We start from the raw sequence: 16466 nt of genomic DNA, 5'->3' as shown, positions 1-16466 counted from the left end.
TGACGTGGGCCGTTCCATCGCCGACCAGACGGACGAGGAGCTGGGAGGGCCGGGCAGCGTCCTGGTCCGCCAGCGCCGTGACCACATCGACCTCGACCGGCTCCTGCACGAGCTCGAGGGGACGACGGGCCGGGAGCAGGAGGAGGTGCTCACCCGCATCGACCGGCTGGTCTTCAGCCACGCCTTCGCCGAGGAGACCGTGCTGTGGCCGGTGCTGCGCCGGGTGCTGCCGGACGGCGACGCCCTGACGCTGCGGGTGGAGGAGGAGCACCAGGAGGTCAACGAGCTGGTCAGCGAGATCGAGACCCTCGCCCACGACGACCCGCGCCGCGCGCAGCGGCTGTCCCGGTTGGTGGAGGTGCTGCGCGAGGACGTGCGGGACGAGGAGGACGTGCTCTTCCCGCGGCTGCAGGAGAAGCTCGACCCGCACCAGCTGCGGCGGCTGGGCCGGCAGTGGGAGCTCGCCCGCCGGGTGTCACCGACCCGCGCGCACCCCACGGTCGCCCGCCGGCCCCCGGGCAACGCGCTGTCCGGCCTGCCCCTGTCGCTGATCGACCGCACCCGCGACGTCGTCGACGCCGCCGTCCGCCGCGCACCGGAGCGCCTCGCGCCGGCCGGGGAGGCGGTCAGCCGGGGCCTGGCCGGCGTGGCCGGGCTCGTCGAGCGGGTGCCGCTCTCCCGCCGGGGTGACGAGCCGCCGACGTCCCGCTGAGCAGACGGCGACGGCCCCCTCCCGATCGGGAGGGGGCCGTCGTCTGTCTCTCGTCCCGCCGCGGCCCGTCCCGAGGCTCACCCCGCGCATGCGAGGGGTGAGCCTCGGGACGGGGTCCGCTCAGTTCGTCTGGCGCGGCTTGGGGTCGCTGCGGGCGTCGAGCTGGATCTCCTTGTGGGCCTCCGGCACGCCGTCCTTGAGCTCCTTGGTCCGCTCGATCTCGGCGTCGAGCTCGATGCCGAACAGCAGCGCCAGGTTGGTCAGCCAGAACCAGATCAGGAACACCACGACCCCGGCCAGCGCCCCGTAGGTCTTGTTGTAGCTGCCGAAGTTGGCGACGTAGAAGGCGAACAGCGCCGAGGCGCCCGCCCACACGAGGATCGCCACGAGCGCGCCGGGGCTGACGAACCGGAAGCCGCGCAGCTTGGCGTTGGGCGTCGAGTAGTAGAGGACGGCGATCATCAGCGCCAGCAGGACGACGATCACCGGCCACTTGACCACGTTCCAGACGGTGAGCACCGTCTCGCCGACCCCGATCGCCTGGCCGACGGCGTCCACGACCGGGCCGCTGAGCACGAGCAGCGCCACGATGACCGCGGCGAACAGGATGCCGATCAGCGTGACCAGCAGCTGCAGCGGCTTGAGCTTCCAGACCTTGCGGCCCTCGGGCGTCTCGTAGACCACGTTGGCCGCGCGGGTGAAGGCGCCGACGTACCCGGAGGCCGACCAGACGGCGCCCGCGAGACCGACGACGAGGCCGATGCCGGGGGCAGCGGTGCTGCCGGCGATCTGCTGGATGACCGGGTTCAGCGTGCTGGCCGCCTGCTGGGGCACCACCGCGGTCAGTGCCGTGGTCAGCTGCTCGGGGTTGGTCAGCAGGCCGACGATCGACAGCAGGGCGATCAGCGCGGGGAACAGCGCGAGGACGCCGTAGTAGGTGAGCGAGGCGGCCCAGTCGGTGAGGTTGTCCTCGCTGAACTCCTTGAGCGTGCGCTTGAGCGTGCCGCCGGTGGTGGGCTTCTTGTCCGCTCCCTGGGGGGCGTTGTCGAAGCGGACCTCGTTGACCTTGTCGTCGTGCGGTGCGGGGTCCCCGGCGGTGTTGCCGGAGAACCGGGTGTCCTTGGCCGCGGTGTCGCTGCCGCGCGAGCCGGTGGGGCGGTTCATGGTCGTCCTCCGGTCGAGGGGGGAACTCGTCCCCGTCCCGGTGCCCCGGACGGTCCTGTTCCATGCCCGCTCAGGGGGTGTCGCGACCGGTCCGTGACCTGGTGTGGTCAGCGCAGGCCGCTCACCGGGGACCACTCCCCGGCCGCGGCGGTGGCCGTCTCCACCGCACCCGGCCGCCCTCTCCCGCGGGTGCCGGCGAGCCCGGCGAGGGTCACCAGGACGACGACGGCCGCGGCCCCCGCGCCCACCAGCGCGACCGCGGTGAACGCGCCGGCCGCGGGCAGCCCCGTCGCCGGGGACGTGCCCGCGGCGAGCAGGGCCACGGTGAGGGTGCTGCCGAGCGCCTGGCCCACCGACCGGGCGATGGAGTTGACCGCGTTGGCCACGCCGGTCTCCTCCGGCCGGACCGCCGACACGACCAGTGCCGGCAGCGCGGCGTAGGCGACCGTGGCCCACAGCTGGGTGAGCAGCCCGGCCAGGACCACCTGCCAGGGGGCGGCCCGCAGCAGCGCGAGCAGGAGGAACCCGGCCAGCCCGAACGCCGCCCCGGCCAGCAGCGTGGGCAGCGCACCGAGCCGGCCCACGACCCGCCCGGCGACCGGTGCCAGCAGCACCCCGGCGACCCCACCGGGCAGCAGGTAGACGACGGCCGCCTCGACCACCGAGGCGCCGAACCCGTAGCCGGCCACCTCCGGCGGGGTCTGCACGAACTGCAGGACGCCGAGGAACGAGGCGAACAGGCCGATGCCGGTCATGACCCCGGCCACTGTGGGCACCACCGTGCGCGGGTCGGCCAGCATCGCCGGGCGGACCAGCGGGTCGACCCGGCGCCGCTGCAGCAGCACCCACCCGGTCAGGACGACGACGGCGCCGGCCAGGCAGCCCAGTGTCGCCGGCGCGCGCCAGCCCCAGGCGTTGCCCTGGGAGACCGGCAGCAGGAGGAGGACCAGGCCCCCGGCGAGCACGAGCGCCCCCCACCAGTCGACCCGCCCCGACCCGGCGGGCGGCCGCTGCGGCAGGACGAACCAGACCAGCACCAGCGCGAGGACGGTCGCCGCCAGGCCGATCCAGAACGGCCGGTGGTAGTCGCCGCCGTCCCGGGTGAGCAGGGCCGCGGCGACCAGGCCGATCACGCCCCCGACGGCCAGCGTGCTGCTGACCACCGACATGCCCACGCTCAGCCGCTCGGCGGGCAGCTCCCGGCGCAGCACGCTGATCGAGAGCGGGAACAGCCCGTACGAGACACCCTGCAGCACCCGCGCCACCAGCAGGACCGGGAGGGACGACGTCGCCAGGGCGAGCAGGGTGCCCGCGGCCATCGCGACGAGGATGCCGATGACCACCGGCCGCTCGCCCCAGGCGTCGCCGAGCCGGCCGAGCACCGGCGTGGACACCGCGGCCGCCAGCAGGTTGGCCGTCAGCACCCAGCCCGCGGCGGTCGGGGAGACGCCCAGCTGCGCGCCGATCGGCCCGAGGACCGGCACGACCAGGCTCTGCAGCAACGACAGGGCCGTGGTGCCCAGGGCCAGCGTGGCCACCAGCAGCCCCGGCCGCGGGTGCCGGCGCGGGGCGTCGGCGGCGGGCACGCGGGCATTCGACCACGGCCCGCTGACCTCGGCGTGCTCACCCTTCGGGGTGGGACGCGGCGGCCCGGTGTCAGGCACGCCTCCCGAATCGACGATTGAGACACCGGTTGGTGGGGGAAACAACCCCCTGACGACGTGCTGCGGGGGGCAGGCCCCCTGCAGCGATGAGCAGATCGACTCCCGGGGGGAAGTACCGATGGTGCTGTGGCCGGCCGTGACCCTGATCGGGTTCCTGGTCCTGACCGCACTGGTGATCGTGATGGGCACCTCGTCGACGGCGCGGTACGAGCGCGAGCAGCGCGCCGCCACCGCGTCCGCCGCCCGCCCGGCCACGCGCGCCGCCGAGCCGGTGGGGATGGCCCGCGCGGCCTGACGGAGGACCCTCCCGCCACTCCCGGGGAAGGACCCCGTCCTCCCGCCCCTCGCACGCCCGGGGTGAGCCTCGGGACGGGGCCGCGGCGGGCCGCTGCAGGAGGGCCCGCCGCGCCGCGTGCCCCGCGCTCCCTCCCGAGCAGCGGGGCGCCGGCGCCTCCGGGGCCGGGCCCTCCTACAGCCAGGCCTCGTCGGTGTCGAGGACGGTGCGGTCCAGCGACTCCAGCAGGTCGAGGTGGGTGTGCACCTTCGGCAGCTCGTACCGGTGGAAGAACCGCGCCGCCGCCCGCTTGCCCTGGTGGAGGTCGCTGGTGCCCTCACCGGTGGCCAGCGCCTGCTCCAGCCACAGCCAGGCCACGACGACGTGGCCGGCCGCCTCCAGGTAGGCGGTGGAGTTGGCCAGCGTGACGGCCGGGTCCCCCGCGCCCCACAGCGTCGCGGTCACCGACCCGATGCGGGCCACCACGGCGTCGAGGTCCGCGGCGAGCGCCGCCCACTCGGTGCCGGCCGCCCGCGCCGTCGTCCGCCCGATGGTCTCGGCCAGCAGGGCCAGCCCGGCACCGCCCTGCATGACCACCTTGCGGCCGAGCAGGTCCAGCCCCTGGATCCCGTTGGTGCCCTCGTGGATCGGGTTGAGCCGGTTGTCCCGGTAGAACTGCTCGACCGGGTAGTCGCGGGTGTAGCCGTAGCCGCCGTGGACCTGGATGGCCAGGTCGTCGGCGACCGGGCCCCACTGCGACGGCCACGCCTTCGCGATCGGCGTGAGCACCTCCAGCAGCAGGCGCGCCCGGTCCCGCTCCTCGGGGGACTCCGCGGTCTGCTCCTCGTCGACCAGCCGCGCGCAGTACAGGCCCAGGGCCAGGCCGCCCTCGGCGTAGGACTTCGCCGCCAGCAGCATCCGCCGGACGTCGGTGTGCTCGACGATCCGCACCGGCGGCTGCGTGGCGTCCCGGTTGGTCGGCGGCCGGCCCTGGGTGCGGGTGCGCGCGTACTCCAGCGCGTGCAGGTAGCCGGTGTAGCCCAGCGCCGTCGCGCCCATGCCGACGCCGATCCGCGCCTCGTTCATCATCGTGAACATGTAGGTGAGGCCCCGGTGCTCCTCCCCGACGAGGAAGCCGACCGCGCCGGGCCGCCCGCCCGGGGTGTGCCCGCCCTCGCCGAAGTTGAGCAGCGTGTTCGTCGTGCCCCGGTAGCCCATCTTGTGGTTGAGCCCGGCGAGGACGACGTCGTTGCGCTCACCGAGCGTCCCGTCGTCCCGCACGAGGTACTTGGGGACGACGAACAGCGAGATGCCCTTCACCCCGGGCGGCCCGCCGGGGACCTTGGCCAGCACCAGGTGGACGATGTTCTCGCTGAGCTCGTGGTCGCCCGCGGAGATCCACATCTTGTTGCCGGTCAGCCGGTAGGTGCCGTCGTCCTGCCGCTCGGCCCGCGTGGTGATGTCGGCCAGCGAGGACCCGGCCTGCGGCTCGGACAGCGCCATCGTCCCGAACCAGCGGCCCTCCACCATGGGGCCGACGTAGGTGTCGACCTGCTCCTGGCTGCCGTGGGCGATGAGCAGCCGGGCGTTGGCCATGGTGAGGAACGGATAGGCCGAGGTGCCGACGTTGGCCGCCTTGAACCAGGCGAACACCGCCTGCCCCACGGTGTGCGGCAGTTGCATCCCGCCGAACCGCTCGTCGAACTCGCCGGCCATGAGCCCGGCCTCGGCGAAGACCTCCAGCGCCCGCTCCACCTCGGGGATCATCTCGACCCGGCCGTCGACGAACCGTGGTTCGTGCTCGTCGGCCGTGCGGTTGTGCGGCGCGAAGTGGTTGGTGGCGATCCGCTCGGCGAGGTCCAGGACGGCGTCGAACGTCTCGCGGGAGTGCTCGGCGAACCGCGGCCGCTTGGTCAGGCTCTCCACGTCGAGCCACTCGTGGAGCAGGAAGTCCAGGTCGCGGCGGGACAGGATCAGCGACGAGCGCACGGGGAGCCTCCAAGAGCGTGCTGCCGGGAGCCCCGCCACAGTAGGCCGGGTTGGCGGCCGCGCGGCGCTGGGTAGGGGCCGGGCTCGGCCTGCCCGCGAGGAGGAGCTCCGATGGCCCTACCGAGGATCCTCGACACCGTCCGGGGGGCGGCTGCCGGTGCCGGGGGAGCGCTGCTCGGGCGCCTCCAGCACGTGCGCCTGCCCGGCGTCGGCCAGGCGTCGGTCACCGACGACCCCGCGACCGCGGCCCGCCGCTGGCGGGCGGTCACGGTGCTCCGCCCGCCGGAGCAGATCGGCGCCGGCGCCGACCTCCCCGCGCCGCTGGCCGCCCTCGGCGACCGCGTCGAGGTGCGGGTCACCCCGGCGCCCGGCGACCGGGGCGCCGAGCTGGCCGCGCGCTACCGCGACCGCGCCTCCGAGGAGGACCTCGGCCGGCTGCGCGCGGCGCTGCGGGAGGCCAAGCAGCTGATCGAGGTCGGCGAGGTCCTCCGGGTGGACCCGGCGCCGCACGGCGTCCGCACGGCCACACCGCAGGGCGCCGCGCTCGAGGGGATGACCGCCGCGGCGGGGGAGCAGGGCGTGCTGTGAGGGCGGCGACCTGGACGGGCGTGAACGAGGTCTCCGTCGAGACCGTCCCCGACCCGCAGATCCTCAACGACCACGACGTGATCCTGCGGGTGCGCCGCACCACCACCTGCGGCTCCGACCTGCACCTGCTCGGGGGCTACATCCCGTTCATGCGGGCCGGCGACGTGCTGGGGCACGAGTTCATGGGCGAGGTCGTCGAGGTGGGCAGGGGGGTGCGCGAGCGGCGGGTCGGCGACCGCGTCGTCGTGAACTCCTTCATCGCCTGCGGCTCCTGCTGGTACTGCCGGCAGGAGCTGTACTCGCTGTGCGACAACGGCAACCCGAACCCGGGCATCACCGAGGGGCTGTGGGGGCAGAGCCCCGGCGGCTGCTTCGGCTACTCGCACGCCATGGGCGGCTGGGCCGGCAGCCACGCCGAGTACATCCGGGTGCCCTACGCCGACGTGGGCTCGTTCGTCATCCCGGACGGCGTCAGCGACGAGCGGGCGCTGTTCGCCTCCGACGCGGTGTCGACCGGCTGGATGGGCGCCGACCTGGCGGGCACGGAGCCCGGTGACACGGTCGCGGTGTGGGGCGCCGGGGGCGTGGGCCAGATGGCCGCGCGGGCGGCGATGCTGCTGGGGGCCGATCAGGTCGTCGTGGTCGACCGGCTGCCCGAGCGGCTCGCGCAGGTCCGCGAGCACGTCGGTGCCGAGACCATCGACTACTCGCAGACCGACGTCCTCGCCGAGCTGCGGGAGCGCACCGGCGGCCGCGGGCCCGACGTCTGCATCGAGGCGGTCGGCATGGAGGCGCACAGCCCCGGCGTCCACGGCGTGTACGACCAGGTCAAACAGCAGTTGCGGCTGCAGACCGACCGGCCCACCGCCGTCCGGGAGGCGATCCTGGCGTGCCGGAAGGGTGGCAGCGTGTTCGTGCTGGGCGTCTTCGCCGGCCCGGTGGACAAGTTCCCCCTCGGCGCAGCCATGAACAAGGGCCTGACCGTGCGCGGCGCCCAGGTGCACGGCCAGCGCTACACGCCGCGGATCCTCGAGCACATGGCCAGGGGCGAGCTCACCACCGAGCACCTGGCCACCCACGTGATGCCGCTGGAGGAGGCGCCCCGCGGGTACCAGCTGTTCAAGGACAAGACCGACGGCTGCGTGCGGGCGGTCTTCCTGCCCTGACCCGACGAGGAGGCCCCCACCCGCAGCGGGTGGGGGCCTCCTCGTGTGTCGATCCGGTGCCCGGGTCAGGCGCGGTGGCCGCCGTCCTCGACGGTGTCACCCGGCCGGCCGACCGGCGGTGCGGTGGACGTCGGCGCCGCGGCGCCGACCGCCTGCGCGGCCTGCCCGGCACCGTCGTCCTCCGACGCGCCGGCCGTCTGCCGCGCGGCCTCCCGGGCGGCCTGGATGCCGGACTTGTCCGACAGCGCCAGTTGCGGCAGGAACAGGAACACGAGGAACCCGAGCGCGACCACGCACGCGGCGATGAGGAAGACCAGGTCGATCGAGGTCGAGAACCCCGTCTTGAACGGCAGCGCCAGGAACGAGGGCAGGTCCTGGATGAACGAGGTGTCCGACAGGTCGCCGGCGCCCTGCAGCTGACCGCTCTGCAGGGCCTGCGCGACCCGCGGGTCGGTGGCCGCCGCCGAGGTCACCGACTCCTCGATCTCCACCGGCAGCCGGCTGAACAGCACGGAGAGGAACGCGGCCGTGCCGACCGTCGCGCCCATCTGACGGAAGAACGTGACCGAGGAGGTGGCCACGCCCATCTGGGACGGCGGGACGGCGTTCTGCACCGCCAGGACCGCGGGCTGGAAGTTGAAGCCGAGCCCCACGCCGAGCAGGACCATGAACGGCACCAGGGTCCAGATCGACGTCTCGGCACCGACGACGACGGACAGCGCCAGCAGGGCGACGGTCATCAGCGTGGTGCCGGCCAGCGGGAAGACCTTGTACTTGCCGGTCTTCGAGATCGCGATCCCCGAGCTCATCGCGCCGATCATGATGCCGGCGACCAGCGGGATCATCTGCAGGCCGGCGACCGTGGCGCTGGAGCCGTGCACGATCTGCAGGTACTGCGGGAGGAGCAGCAGTCCGCCGAACATGCCGGCGCCCACCACCACGCTGCCGAGGCTGGCGATGGTGAAGCTGCGGTTGCCGAACAGGCGCAGGGGCAGCAGCGCCTCGTCGCCGTAGGCCCGCTCGGCCAGGACGAACAGCACGAGCCCGACGGCGCCGATGGCGTAGCAGGTCAGCGAGCGGCCCGAGGCCCAGCCCCAGACCCGGCCCTGCTCGGCCACGATCAGCAGCGGCACGATGCCGGTGACCAGTGCCAGGGCGCCCGGCCAGTCGATGCGGTGGTCCCGGCGCAGGTGCGGCAGGTGCAGCACGCGGTAGACGGCGAGGAAGGCGAGCAGGCCCAGCGGCACGTTGATGAAGAAGATCCAGCGCCACCCGGTCAGCCCCAGCAGGGACGACTGCCCGGCGAGGAACCCGCCGATGACCGGGCCGAGCACGCTGGAGGTGCCGAAGACGGCCATGAAGTAGCCCTGGTACCGGGACCGCTCCCGCGGCGGCACGATGTCACCGATGATCGCCAGGGCCAGCGACATCAGACCGCCCGCGCCGATGCCCTGGATCGCCCGGTAGGCGGCCAGTTGGTACATCGAGTCCGCGATGCCGCAGAGGACCGAGCCGACGACGAAGATCCCGATGGCGAACAGGTAGAACGGCCGCCGCCCGTAGATGTCGGAGAGCTTCCCGTACAGCGGGGTCGAGATCGTCGAGGTGATGAGGAAGGCCGTCGTCGCCCACGCCTGGAGGTCGAAGCCGTTCAGGTCGTCGGCGATGGTGCGGATCGCGGTGGCGACGACGGTCTGGTCGAGGGCCGCCAGGAACATCGCCACCATCAGCCCGACGATGATCGTGACGATCTGCCGGTGCGTGAAGGCGCCGTCCGAGGCCGGGGCGGCGGCCGCCGCGCGGGCGTCCCTCCGCTCGGCCGAGGTGGTGCGGGTGCTGTCGGTCATGACCCCTCTCTCGGGGACGGGACGGGCGCGGTGGGCGGCTCGGTGGGCAGGGACGCGGCCAGGTCGTCCAGCAGGCGACCGAAGAGCGTGGTGAGGGTCGTCAGGTCGGCCGCGGGCCAGTCGGCGGTGACGCGGGCGAGGTGCGCCTCGCGCTCGCCGCGCACCTGTTCCAGCGCCGCCCGGCCGGCGTCGGTGACGACGAGACGACTGGCGCGGCCGTCGGTCTCGTCGGCGACCCGCTGGACCAGGCCCTGCTCGATCAGCGTGGCGACGTGCCGGCTGACGGTGGACGGGTCGGCGTGGACGAGGTCGGCGAGCGCTCCCTGACGGAGCGGACCGAGCCGGACGAGCGGGAACAGCAGGACCAGCGCGGCGCGGTCGCGTCCCTCGGGGACCTGCGCGGTCTTCAGGGCGTGCACGAGGCGCATGAACCGCGGCAGCTGCTCGCCCAGCGTGCGCAGCTCGGCCAGCCGCTCGTCGTCGAGCCCGGCGGGATCGGGCGCAGCAGGGGACACGGGGACTCCGGGAGGACGGAGGGGCGGGAACACGTGCACCGTACAACCGGTTGCTCCTATCAAACAATCAGTTGTACGGCGCACGCAAGTGAGGTGGGCCACGCTGCGTGCCCCGGCACCGGTGGGATCCTGGAGGGGATACCCGCCGGCCGGCCCGCTCACCCGCGCGGCCGGACCCCGGCGTCCACCGTGTGCCGTGACCGGCAGCCCGTGCCCCCGTGAGATCTGGAGAACCCCGTGACGTCCGCGCCCGACGACCTGCGCACACGGCTGGCCGGGCTGACCCTCGAGGACGAGCACCGGCTCCGCCGCCGGCTCGACGGCACCCGTCGCACCCGGGACGCCGAGGCGCGGACGCGGCAGCGGGCGGCGATCGCTGCCGACCTCGCCACGGCCGAGGCGCGGATCGCCCGCCGGCGGGCCGCCGTGCCCACGGTCACCTACCCCGCGGAGCTGCCGGTCAGCGCCCGCCGGGAGGACATCGCCGCCGCACTGCGGACCTCCCAGGTGGTCGTCGTCGCCGGGGAGACCGGGTCGGGGAAGACCACCCAGCTGCCCAAGATCGCGCTCGAGATCGGGCGCGGGGTCCGCGGCCGGATCGGGCACACCCAGCCGCGCCGGATCGCGGCGCGGACCGTCGCCGAGCGGATCGCCGAGGAACTGGACACGCCGCTGGGCGAGGTCGTCGGCTGGAAGGTGCGCTTCACCGACCAGGTCAACGACACCACGCTGGTCAAGGTCATGACCGACGGCGTGCTGCTCGCCGAGATCGGCCGCGACCGGCTGCTGCGCCAGTACGACACCCTGATCATCGACGAGGCGCACGAGCGCAGCCTCAACATCGACTTCCTGCTCGGCTACCTGGCCCAGCTGCTGCCGAAGCGGCCCGACCTCAAGCTGGTCATCACCTCGGCGACCATCGACGTCGAGCGGATCGCCAAGCACTTCGCAGGCCTCGGCGAGAAAGGGCAGAGCGCAGGCCTCGGCGAGAAAGGGCAGAGCGCAGGCCTCGGCGAGAAAGGGCAGAGCGCAGGCCTCGGCGAGAAAGGGCACGGCAGTGTGGACGGCGCCGAGGTCCCCGTCGTCGAGGTCAGCGGGCGCACCTACCCGGTGGAGGTCCGCTACCGGCCGGTCGTCGACCCCGACGCCCCCGAGGGGGACCCGGCCGCCGACCCCGACCCCGACCGCGACCAGGTGAGTGCCATCGCCGACGCCGTCGACGAGTTGGTCGCCGAGGGACCGGGCGACGTGCTGGTCTTCCTCGCCGGCGAGCGGGAGATCCGCGACACCGCCGACGTCCTCACCGAGCGCTTCCCGTCGGCCGAGGTCGTGCCGCTCTACTCCCGGCTGTCCGCGGCCGACCAGCACAAGGTGTTCGCGCCGCACACCGGACGCCGGATCGTGCTGGCCACCAACGTCGCCGAGACCTCGCTGACCGTGCCCGGCATCCGCTACGTCGTCGACACCGGCGTCGCGCGCATCTCCCGGTACAGCTCGCGGCTGAAGGTGCAGCGGCTGCCCATCGAGCCGATCAGCCAGGCGTCGGCCCGGCAGCGGTCGGGCCGTTGCGGGCGCACCTCCGCGGGCATCGCCGTCCGGCTCTACACCGAGGAGGACTTCGAGAGCCGGCCCGAGTACACCGACCCGGAGATCCTGCGCACCAGCCTGGCCTCGGTGCTGCTGCAGATGGCCGCGCTCGACCTCGGCGACGTCGCCGACTTCCCGTTCATCGACCCGCCGGACCGGCGCGCCGTCGCCGACGGCCTGGCCCTGCTCGAGGAGCTCGGCGCCCTGGACGGGGACGGCCGGCTGACCCCCACCGGCCGGGCGCTGGCCGCGCTGCCCCTGGACCCGCGGATGGCCCGCATGGTGGTCGAGGCCGACCGGCGCGGCGTCCTGGAGGAGGTCCTGGTCATCGCCGCCGGGCTGACCATCCAGGACCCCCGCGAGCGGCCCACCGAGCACCAGCAGGCCGCCGACCAGGTGCACGCCCGGTTCGCCGACGAGAACTCCGACTTCCTGGCCCTGCTCAACCTCTGGCGGTACCTCGGCGAGCAGCAGGAGGCGCTCTCGGGCAGCCAGTTCCGGCGCACGATCAAGCGGGAGTTCCTCCACTACCTGCGCATCCGTGAGTGGCAGGACCTCTACGGCCAGCTGCGCAGCACCGCCCGCCGCCTGGGCATGGCCGTCGGTGAGCTCGCCGCCGAGCCTGACGAGCGCGGCATCCACACCGCGCTGCTGGCCGGGCTGCTCTCGCACGTCGGGGTCCAGGTGGAGGACACCCGCAAGCAGAAGGACGGCGACCGGCGGCGGGGTGGCCGGGAGTACCTGGGCGCCCGCAACGCCCGCTTCGTGATCGCGCCCGGCACGCCGCTGGCGAGGAAACCGCCGCGCTGGGTGGTCGCCGCCGAGCTGGTCGAGACCAGCCGGCTGTTCGCCCGCACCGTCGCCCGCATCGACCCCGAGGTGGTCGAGCGGCTGGCCGACCACCTCGTCAAGCGGCAGTACTCCGAGCCCCGCTGGGACGCCAAGCGCGGCTCGGTGGTCGCCACCGAGCGGGTCACCCTCTACGGCATCCCGCTGGTCGTCGGCCGCCGGGTGCAGTACGGCTCGATCGACCCCGTCGTCTCCCGGGAGCTGTTCATCCGGCACGCGCTCGTGCAGGGCGAGTGGACGACGCACCACCGGTTCTGGCACGACAACGCCGAGTCGATGCGCCGCGTCGCCGAGCTGGAGGAGCGGGCCCGGCGCCGGGACATCCGGGTGGACGACGAGACGCTGTTCGAGCTCTACGACGCCCGGATCCCGGCCGACGTCGTCTCCACGCGGCACTTCGACCGGTGGTGGAAGCAGGCCCGCCGGCAGACCCCGGACCTGCTCACCTTCACCCCCGAGATGCTCACCAACTCCGCGGCCGCCGGGCAGGTGCGGGTCGAGGACTTCCCGGACGAGGTGCCGCTCACGCAGGGCCTCACCCTGCCGCTGTCCTACGCCTTCGCGCCGGGGACCCCGCAGGACGGCGTGACGGTCGACGTCCCGCTGGCGGTGCTCGACACCGTCGCGGAGCGGACGTCGGGGGGCTCGCTGGCCTTCACCGTGCCGGGGCTGCGCGAGGAGCTGGTCACCGCGCTGCTGCGCACGCTGCCCAAGCAGTTCCGGCGAGCGCTGGTCCCGATCCCGGACCGGGTGCGCGAGGTGCTGCCGCACATCGCGGCGACCGAGCCGCTGCTGCCGGCGCTGGAGCGCGAGCTGCGGCGCGCGGCCGGGGTCGTCGTCCCGCCGGACGCCTGGCAGCCCGACCAGGTGCCCGACCACCTGCGGGCCACCTTCCGGGTCGTCGACGACCGCGACCGCGCCCTCGCCACCGGCAAGGACCTGCAGGCGCTGCGCCGCGAGGTCGCACCCCAGGCCCGGGCCAGCCTCGCGGCCGCGGCGGCCGACGTGGAGCGCACCGGCCAGACGTCGTGGACGTTCGGCACCCTGCCGCGCACCGTCGACGTCCGCCGCGGCGGGCACGTGGTCACCGCCCACCCCGCCCTGGTCGACGAGGGGGCGACCGTGGGCGTGCGCGTGGTCGCGACCGAGGCGGAGGCGACGCGGCTGTCCTGGCGCGGCACCCGCCGGCTGCTCGTGCTCGTCGCCGGGTCCCCGACCCGCCAGGTGGTCAAGGGACTGTCGCCGAAGACCCGCCTGGCCCTGCAGTTCAACCCGGACGGTGAGATCCCCGCGCTGGTCGACGACTGCGTGGACGCCGCCGCGGACGAGCTGATCGCCGCGGCGGGCGGTCCGCCGCGGGACGAGGCGGCCTTCGCCGCGCTGGTGGAGACCGCGCGCGCCCAGCTGCTGCCGCTGACGACCGACGCGGTGCGCCGGGTCGAGGCGGTGCTCACCCAGGCCCGCGAGGTCGCCGTGGCGATCGGGGCCGCGCCGGGTCGGCGGGTGCCCGAGGCGGCGATCGCCGACCTGCGCCGCCAGATGGGTGGCCTGCTGCACCGCGGGTTCGTCGCCTCCGCCGGTCGACGCCGGCTGCCCGACCTGGTGCGCTACCTCAGGGCGATGGCGCACCGGCTGGAGAAGCTGCCGGCCAACGCGGCCCGCGACCAGCTGTGGATGGCGCAGGTCGCGGCGGTGACCGAGGAGTACGAGCAGCTGCGCCGGCAGGTGCCGCCGACCGGAGCGCCCGACGACCCGGTCGCACGGGTGCGCTGGATGATCGAGGAGCTGCGGGTGGGGCTGTTCGCCCAGACGATCGGCACGCCCCGGCCGGTGTCCGAGCAGCGGGTCTACAAGGCGATCGACGCGCTCACCGCCTGACGGAGGACCCCGGGGAGGACCCCGTCCTCCCTCAGCTGGCGACGCGGTCGCGCAGCAGGGCGGAGATGCGCTGCCGTGTCACGCCGAACAGCGTGGCGATCCGGTTGATGCTGACCTGCTCGGACTGCAGGGCGTGCGCCTGCTCGCGCCGCCACGTCCCGCCCACGGTGGCCAGCACCGACATCACCGAGCTGATCTGCTCGACGACCAGCGGGCGCCGCTCCTCGGTGACGATGTCCAGCCAGCGCCGTCCGTCGCGTCGCTCGGCGAGGAGTTGCTCGGCCCGGTCCCGGGCGCAGCGCAGCTCGTCGATGCAGCTGTCGAGGGCGGTCACCAGGGTGCTGAGCGCCTCGATCGCGGTGTCCCGCGGTCGCGCGCCGTTCTGCTCCGTCTCCACGACGGCTCCTTCCCGGATCCCCGCCGGTTCAGATGCGTGCAACTGCATGGCACGCTACCGGACCTCACGGCAGTTGCGTGCAACGCCTCTGACGCGCAACTGCTGTTGTCGTACGGGTGCGCCCGGCAGCGGTGGTTTGCCGCCAGCGGCTGCCGGGGACGGCGGAGGGACCGAACCAGCGAAGGGGAGTGGGCATGAGCGAGCCGACCGGCCACACCGAGAGCGCGGGCGAGGGGCTCTCCGACGAGGAGATGGTCCGCACCGTCGCCGAGCAGACCGACAGCGCGTCCGAGCACGCGGACGTGGCGGGCAAGGACTGGGACGGCGACCCGAGCGCGGCCCCGGACCCCAACAGCTGACCCGCGGTGCCCGTCCGGCCGGTCGTGGACCGATCCGGACGGGCGCCGTCCTGCCAGACTGCGCAGGACTCCGGGAGGGCGCGCGTGGACACGAGACCGGCACCGGTGCCGACCGCGGTGGGCGAGGCCCCCGCACCCGGGACGACGGTGGTGCGTCGCCGTCCCGCCGCCCTGGGACCCGCCCGGACGGCGGCCCGCTGGGGAGTTCGGCACGGGCTGCCCGGGGCCTACCTGTCCCGCGCCGCACGCCGCGGTGACCTCGTCGGCCGCCTGCTCCGCGACCCCGCCCTGCGCGCCGAGCCCCACGACCTCTATGAGCAGCTCAGGGCCCGCGGGCCGCTCGTGACCAGCGCCCTCGGCCCGGTCACCACCTCGCACGCCGTGGCCTCGGAGGTCCTGCGGTCCGACCGCTTCGGCGTCGGCTTCGACTGGTCCGGAGCACCCCGGGCGCTGCGGTGGGCGCTGCGGTTCGGGGACGACCCGACCGCCACCGGCGTCGCCGAGCCACCCTCCATGCTGGTCACGGACCCGCCCGACCACACCCGGTACCGGCGGCTGGTCAGCCGCGCCTTCACCCCGCGGGCGACCGCGGCGGCCGAGCCGATGGTGCAGCGGACCGCCGAGGCGCTCCTCGACGCCGTGGAGCCCGCCCGCGACGGGACGGTGGACCTCGTCGCCGCGTACGCCGCGCCGCTGCCGGTCCTGGTCATCGCCGACCTGCTGGGCGTGCCCGCCGACCGCCAGGAGGAGTTCCTGCACTGGGGGGCCGCCGCGGCCGCGACCCTCGACCCGGGGCTGCCGCTGCGCCGGTTCGTGGCGGCCGACCGTGCGATGCGGGCGCTGCACGCCTTCCTCGGTGAGCACTTCGCCCACCTGCGGCGCGACCCCGGGGAGGACCTGGTCAGCCGGCTGGTCACCGCCCCCGAGGAGGAGCGGCTCTCCGACCGGGAGCTGCACGCCACCGTGATGCTGCTGCTCGGCGCCGGCTTCGAGACGACGGTGAACCTGCTCGGCAACGCGGTGGTGCTGCTCGACGCCCACCCCGACCAGCGGGCCGCGCTGCTGGCCGACCCGTCGGGCTGGCCCGGCGCCGTCGAGGAGGTCCTCCGCCACGACAGCCCGGTGCAGATCACCGGCCGGTCGGTCCGGTCCGACGCGGTGCTGGCCGGCGTCCCGCTGCCCGCCGGCTCCCGGGTGACACTGCTGCTCGGCGCGGCCAACCGCGACCCCGCCGTCTTCCCCGAGCCCGCCCGCTTCGACGTCGGCCGCCGCAACGCCCGCGACCACCTGGCCTTCTCCGCCGGCATCCACTACTGCCTCGGGGCGGGCCTGGCCCGGATGGAGGCGGTCGTGGCGCTGCGCGCGCTGTTCGAGCGCTTCCCCGGCCTGCGGGTGTCCGGCCGGCCGGTCCGGCGGGACCTGCAGACGCTGCGCGGCTTCGAGCACCTGCCGGTGACGCTGCGCTGACCCGGGCGGG

13 protein-coding genes are annotated in these 16466 nt (G+C 74.5%); 7 read left to right on the top strand and 6 right to left on the bottom strand.

What is annotated here, in order from left to right:
* The first annotated feature begins 4 nt into the window (after positions 1-4).
* Positions 5-712: a hemerythrin domain-containing protein gene (locus ACI79I_RS13265; RefSeq protein WP_456992804.1), complete on the top strand. Its 708-nt coding sequence runs from the start codon at positions 5-7 to the stop codon at positions 710-712.
* Positions 713-832: 120 nt separating this feature from the next.
* Here the strand turns inward: ACI79I_RS13265 and ACI79I_RS13260 are convergent, their stop codons facing one another.
* Both ACI79I_RS13260 and ACI79I_RS13255 read right to left on the bottom strand, forming a co-directional pair.
* Positions 833-1876 (bottom strand): YihY/virulence factor BrkB family protein, encoded by a 1044-nt coding sequence (locus tag ACI79I_RS13260; protein WP_456992803.1) that lies wholly within the window; start codon positions 1874-1876, stop codon positions 833-835.
* Positions 1877-1983: 107 nt separating this feature from the next.
* Positions 1984-3462, bottom strand: coding sequence for an MFS transporter (locus tag ACI79I_RS13255; RefSeq protein WP_456992802.1), 1479 nt, complete (start codon positions 3460-3462; stop codon positions 1984-1986).
* A 196-nt stretch (positions 3463-3658) separates the two neighbouring features.
* Between ACI79I_RS13255 and ACI79I_RS13250 the strand changes: the two genes are divergently transcribed.
* Positions 3659-3835, top strand: a complete 177-nt coding sequence (locus ACI79I_RS13250; RefSeq protein ID WP_456992801.1) for a hypothetical protein — start codon at positions 3659-3661, stop codon at positions 3833-3835.
* A gap of 174 nt (positions 3836-4009) precedes the next feature.
* On the opposite strand, the gene ACI79I_RS13245 is transcribed toward ACI79I_RS13250, so the two are convergent.
* Positions 4010-5803 carry an acyl-CoA dehydrogenase gene (locus ACI79I_RS13245; RefSeq protein WP_456992800.1) on the bottom strand — a complete coding sequence of 598 codons (1794 nt, stop codon included), beginning with the start codon at positions 5801-5803 and terminating at the stop codon, positions 4010-4012.
* 111 nt (positions 5804-5914) lie between these two features.
* On the opposite strand from ACI79I_RS13245, the gene ACI79I_RS13240 reads away from it, so the two are divergent.
* Complete coding sequence (locus ACI79I_RS13240; RefSeq protein WP_456992799.1) at positions 5915-6391, top strand: hypothetical protein; 477 nt, start codon at positions 5915-5917, stop codon at positions 6389-6391.
* 20 nt (positions 6392-6411) lie between these two features.
* Positions 6412-7557 carry a zinc-dependent alcohol dehydrogenase gene (locus ACI79I_RS13235; protein WP_456992798.1) on the top strand — a complete coding sequence of 382 codons (1146 nt, stop codon included), beginning with the start codon at positions 6412-6414 and terminating at the stop codon, positions 7555-7557.
* A gap of 65 nt (positions 7558-7622) precedes the next feature.
* Here ACI79I_RS13235 and ACI79I_RS13230 read toward each other — a convergent pair whose 3' ends face one another.
* Positions 7623-9404, bottom strand: a complete 1782-nt coding sequence (locus ACI79I_RS13230) for an MDR family MFS transporter (protein WP_456992797.1) — start codon at positions 9402-9404, stop codon at positions 7623-7625.
* On the bottom strand, positions 9401-9919 hold the full coding sequence (locus ACI79I_RS13225; protein WP_456992796.1) for a MarR family winged helix-turn-helix transcriptional regulator: 519 nt from the start codon (positions 9917-9919) through the stop codon (positions 9401-9403). The genes ACI79I_RS13230 and ACI79I_RS13225 overlap by 4 nt, the downstream gene beginning before the upstream one ends.
* 237 nt (positions 9920-10156) lie before the next feature.
* Between ACI79I_RS13225 and hrpA the strand changes: the two genes are divergently transcribed.
* Positions 10157-14233, top strand: a complete 4077-nt coding sequence (gene hrpA, locus ACI79I_RS13220) for an ATP-dependent RNA helicase HrpA (RefSeq protein ID WP_456992795.1) — start codon at positions 10157-10159, stop codon at positions 14231-14233.
* Between the two features lie 31 nt (positions 14234-14264).
* On the opposite strand, the gene ACI79I_RS13215 is transcribed toward hrpA, so the two are convergent.
* Positions 14265-14630, bottom strand: a complete 366-nt coding sequence (locus tag ACI79I_RS13215; RefSeq protein ID WP_456992794.1) for a hypothetical protein — start codon at positions 14628-14630, stop codon at positions 14265-14267.
* A gap of 194 nt (positions 14631-14824) precedes the next feature.
* On the opposite strand from ACI79I_RS13215, the gene ACI79I_RS13210 reads away from it, so the two are divergent.
* Entirely contained in the window at positions 14825-14989 is a 165-nt protein-coding gene (locus tag ACI79I_RS13210; protein WP_456943616.1) for a hypothetical protein, read from the top strand.
* An 84-nt stretch (positions 14990-15073) separates the two neighbouring features.
* The gene (locus ACI79I_RS13205) at positions 15074-16456 is read left to right on the top strand and encodes a cytochrome P450 (RefSeq protein WP_456992793.1); all 1383 of its coding nucleotides are present in this window, start codon (positions 15074-15076) and stop codon (positions 16454-16456) included.
* Positions 16457-16466 lie beyond the last annotated feature (10 nt).

The organism is Geodermatophilus sp. SYSU D01105, assembly GCF_054050095.1.
Note: the sequence above shows the minus strand (reverse complement) of the source record. Positions and strands in the feature narration are given on the sequence as shown.